The sequence below is a fragment of the Candidatus Cloacimonadota bacterium genome, from assembly GCA_011372345.1.
Lineage (GTDB): Bacteria > Cloacimonadota > Cloacimonadia > Cloacimonadales > TCS61 > DRTC01.
Map to the genome: position 1 here is coordinate 1 of DRTC01000287.1, position 4,844 is coordinate 4,844.

Annotated in this window: 4 protein-coding genes; all 4 read right to left on the reverse strand. The window is 38.6% G+C overall.

Going from position 1 to position 4,844, the window contains the following annotated elements; all coding sequences use genetic code 11:
- Nucleotides 1-1,238, reverse strand: a 1,238-nt coding sequence (locus ENL20_05580; protein ID HHE38027.1) for a hypothetical protein, incomplete at its 3' end; no start/stop codon positions are given.
- A 162-nt stretch (nt 1,239-1,400) separates the two neighbouring features.
- Entirely contained in the window at nt 1,401-2,003 is a 603-nt protein-coding gene (locus ENL20_05585) for a hypothetical protein (GenBank protein ID HHE38028.1), read from the reverse strand.
- A gap of 8 nt (nt 2,004-2,011) precedes the next feature.
- Nucleotides 2,012-2,965 (reverse strand): hypothetical protein, encoded by a 954-nt coding sequence (locus ENL20_05590; GenBank protein HHE38029.1) that lies wholly within the window; start codon nt 2,963-2,965, stop codon nt 2,012-2,014.
- 1 nt (nt 2,966) lies between these two features.
- Nucleotides 2,967-3,590 carry a hypothetical protein gene (locus ENL20_05595; protein ID HHE38030.1) on the reverse strand — a complete coding sequence of 208 codons (624 nt, stop codon included), beginning with the start codon at nt 3,588-3,590 and terminating at the stop codon, nt 2,967-2,969.
- Between the last annotated feature and the right edge of the window lie 1,254 nt (nt 3,591-4,844).

The window sequence follows — 4,844 nt, forward strand, 5'->3', positions numbered from 1 at the left end:
GACCAGCTTGCTATTTCTTCCCTGTCAATATAGAATTTCAGGAAATCACTATCAACTTCGGAAGATACTTTTCTAAAGAAAGAAACCGCACCTGCATCAGGCATATCATAAGTCAGGAATACTTCCGAAACACTTTGCGGGAATTTAATATTATCTATCCAGGCACAATCGTCTTCAAAACTGCTTACTTCGTTTTTGACATAAATCCAGGAAATGGTGTGAGAACCGGCAGAGATCGGAATAATTACTCTTTCCCAGTCAAGGTCACCAAACCATCCACCAATATCTTCATCATCGATATGAAATACCAGACCATCATAATTGGTTTCTGAAGAAACTTTCAAATCAAATGCTATTTCATCATCTGTCGGGCAATCTATATCGATTGATATTATCGAAATGCTTTGCGGAAAATAAATCGATTCGATCCAGGCACAATCCAGACTATCGCTTCCAGCAGCATCTTTTTCATAGATCCATTTATAGTTGTGATCTCCGGCAGTAACCGGAAAAGAATAATAAACCCAGTTTCTTTCTCCCGACCAGTTTTGTATTTCCTCGTCATCGATATAAAAAGTCAGGAAATCATGATCTTCTTCCGAAGAAATTTTTGTGAAAAATCGGATGTAACCATCAGCAACAGCTTCGTGGTCAACTTCGATTCCTGTTGATTCTCCATCAGAAATAGGATTAGATTTAGCACTGAAATCAGAATAAACAGTATTAAGGCTATCGATTTCCCAATTTGTTGTCCAATTATCGGGAATAATCCCATCTGCAAACTGTTCATAATAGGAATCCGGTATATCTCCGGATCTTATTGAAAAAGTTCCTTCGGATGAATTTGAGTCGTCAATATGCCATTGATTATCTTGATCTGGATTTCCTGAAACATCCCAATCACCCAAATTTTCTTCCTCAAAATTTTCGTTTGCTTTATAACCGCTATTCCCAATTTCCTTCGATTTAAGGCTATAACTACCATCAAGTCTGGTTTGGTTTGTATTCACAATACTCCAGTCAGTAGTTATAAAGTCTCCAATTTCACCGGTTTCAAAATCTTCGGTTGCCACTCCGGTTTTTTCAGAGTTTTCAACAAAAAAAACATAATCATAAGTATCGTTATCAAAAAGACCTAAACCCGTTATAGTTTGATCTGTGGGTGTGTCTTCGTCTTTACTGCATCCAAAGAAGAGAAAGACAAAAAGCAAAATTCCAAGATATTTTAATACTCTCATATTTCCTCCAAGTTTTATCTTTAGTTCAAATTCAAAAAACTTATTTTAGAAAGCAAGTTTTTTTATTTTCAAATCCTTTTTTTTAATAAGCCACAGGCTTACAAATCTCCTCTTAAGAATGAAGAGTTTCCTTTTTGCACAAGGAGCACTAATGAATTCCTTTTATTTTATCAATCCCAGCCAGTCTCCCAGCAGGAACTGAAGTCTGCCGATGAGAAGCGAAATACGAGCCATCACTGTGTATCCGAACGATGCTCCAAATCCTACCATCATAAACCAGATCCCGATATTTGTTACTTTCCCGTAAATGCCTTTATGCTCTTTGGAAAAATAGAAATACATCAGGATTGTGACCGTTCCGATAAAGATCAAGATCGTATCGATATTGTTAAGCGGAAGCATCGCACTTCTCATTTGAACCAGAACGCTGGCATGCATGGAATTGATAACGCTCATCCCGATAATACCCATAGAAAAGACGATCGGGTATCGGGAAAGCCAGCTCAGGTTCTTACTGAATCTGAAAATATATAAAATTCCCAGAATCGAGGGAATGATGAAGATAAATTTATTCTGTAAGAAGATCGGTCTGTAAACGAAGGGGATAAAAGCATTTTCATAAACGAGAGGAATTGCATATCCCATGGAAACACCGACCAGTAAATGTTCTGCAAATTTATAAAAAGGATTATCCTTGTATAAGAATGAAAAAATACACAAGGTCAAAAATGCTCCAACTAAATTACTTATAGCTTCAAATGACATAATTCCTCCTAACCCAGATCTTTACTTTTCTTTTTACGGATCACAAAATATCCGATATTACCAAGAACTATGAAAAAAATGATCATAATATGTGCTACAGATTGAGCATTCATTCCGATTCTTGCTGTTTTGAACTTATAAGGCAATTCTTTATCTGTAATTTTGATCCAGGTTTCCTTTTCAATTTCCTTACTGAAAGGTCGTCCATCCGGGAAATTTGTATCTTTATAAGCAGCAAAGGCATCGACTAATTTTTCATATTCTGCCGCTCCTTTTAAACCGCTCAACATTCCGATCAATTGTCCTGTCTGCAGGTAGGGATAATTATCTGCAGCCATCACAGCCGTGATTCCGGCAGCGATGTTTGCTCCAAATCTTACCCGGGCATAATAGATCCAGGAAAATACAGCACTGGAGGCAGCGAAATCTACGACCAGATTCATATCGTCATAATTTCTGATATCCTCCATAACTTCCAGGTTTTCTATCTTTCTTCCCTCTGAATCCGTATCGATAGCTTCGGCTATATCATCTCCCATTCCGAGAACGATCGGTAAAAACAATCCTATCGGTTTATACCCGAAATTACAATAATGAACACCGGATTTAATATGCGGAAAATCCTCTTTGGCATTATTGATGGCATAATCGACAAGAGGTGAAGCAGACGGTATAAAACAAAGAGTAAAGACTTTTACATTTCGTTCAAAACAATGCCTTAAAATCGAGACTTCCATAGGATAGAGTTCCGCCATGGTCGAGGCATCATGATCAAAACACATTAAAACAGCTTTATTTTTTTTACCGGCAAAAGAGTCTATCATTTTATAGACATTTTCCACAGGTGTGGTCGTATAAGTTCTGGAATTAAAAGGGATAAGTAATGGAATGATGATTGCGAGGGCAACCACAAGATAAATATATCTTCTATCCAGAGCTTGCATTTTTTCAAAAAAGTTCATTTTAATCACCTCCACCCAGATAAGTTCGTTCAATTCCAAGCAGGATCTTTAAAGAGGTTGCAGTCATTCCCAAGCCGACTCCAAGAGCAATTCCTCTTTTGGCAGCAAGGTTAGGAACATTCAATATCCATTGGGATGTTTCGGGAATCCATTTCGATATTTCCATTCCGAGAGGAACCTGACCTAACATCACGACGATAGCCGCAAGCAGAAGTACGGTTGCTTCAACTGTTTTTGCCCGGAATGCTTTATAGGCAGCCGAAGCAATATAGAAGGCGAGTAATGAGAACATGGTTGCACTCATCGGCATCTGCACATTCTTGAAGAGCCACATAAAAGGAGAACCTTCCTGGGTACCCCAGAAAAATCCGGAAGCTGCCGTGAAAACTAGCGTTATTAAAGTTACCAGACTATATTGCCAGTTCGGGACTTTTCGTTTAATTTTCGTTCCGTGAACCATAAATATGCTCATAATACCAAGACTGACAGCAAAGGGAGAAATTGCTTTTACCCAACCCTGATACCAGTCAAAGAAATCCTGTGATAATTTACTTGGGATCAGAGCATGAGCAGCGAACATGAAGCCAAGAGTTATGATGATTATTAAGGGAATTTGTCTTTTCATTTATCCTCCTATTTATCAGGAAAAGCATTAATTAAAAATGTCAGGTGAGAACTCGATAAAACAGTTCCGGCAATGACAAAAGCAAGGATCAAGAATTTGAAATAATCTTGAGCTTTCAAAGTACCTAACATTAAGGGTTCACGAGCCAGGTATGCTGAGGCGGCATATAATTCTTCACCGATCAAAGTATAATCACAGGTTGTGATAAAGAATGGAATCTGGGTGACAGCGTCTGTTCCGGCAATCTGAATCGCTCCGGTCGAACAACCGGTTTCGGTCATGATCAATGATTCGGCATAGAACATTCCCATATAGAAGTTCGTTGCTGTCTTTTCCCTGATCATCACTCCGTTCACACCGGCAACAAAAGCAAATTGAGCGGTGGTGATAAAGAACACGCTGCCTTTATCATAAGTATCCGGTCTTCCAGCCTCATAATGAGCTTCTTTGACAATTTCCTGAGCTATGGGAAGAACAATATAATCTTTTACAGGAACTAATATTTTAGTATCATATTCTGCTGCTTTCTTGGCAACTCTTCCCAAAATAGCAAGAGCAGCGAGAGTGGCAACATCCTGAATTCCCGAAAGACCCGGAACGAACAGGATCGGTCGTCCCATTTCCGTTGCTCGTCCGATAGCATTATCGATTTCCTGGATTCCGGCTATCGGTCTGATAAATAGATCATGACCTTTTTTAGCCCTTCCGACCATAATAAACACTAACAATCCGAAAATAAGAGCTGCGATCAAGGACGGGAACATTTTTGATTTGAACCAATCTGATTTCGGATAAAAATGATCAGTACCAAATCCTTCGAGAGATGAATTGAATTCGTTAGTTTCAACTGGTTCATCACCTGCTTTGGAATAAATTGAAGTTTCCGAAAAATGCCCCTTTCCATCTGATTTCACGATTTTATATTCATAAGAGTTGCTGGCATATTTTCTGGATTTGTATAGAAATTTCGTGCGTTCTTTCAGTTTGTTTTCTTCGGCAAGCTGCATTGCTCTTTTCTGGATCGGATGCTGCATATAGTTATCGATCAATTCCTGGTAATGATCGATTCCTTCCTGAGCTTGCTCTCGTTCCTCATCCGTTTTAACTGTATCTTTCATTGTTTGATAATCAGCAAGTTCTTTTTTATATCTTTCCAGCGTTCTACCGATTTCGGAAGGATAAAGATTCATTCCAACTGATTTTGTTCTGTCTTCATGATCAAGACGAATAGATAAAGACGGAGAAACCAGGAAC

Coding starts and splice junctions, on each gene's coding strand:
- ENL20_05585 (HHE38028.1), bottom strand. CDS start 2,003: ATGTCATTTGAAGCTATAAGTAATTTAGTTGGAGCATTTTTGACCTTG.
- ENL20_05590 (HHE38029.1), bottom strand. CDS start 2,965: ATGAACTTTTTTGAAAAAATGCAAGCTCTGGATAGAAGATATATTTAT.
- ENL20_05595 (HHE38030.1), bottom strand. CDS start 3,590: ATGAAAAGACAAATTCCCTTAATAATCATCATAACTCTTGGCTTCATG.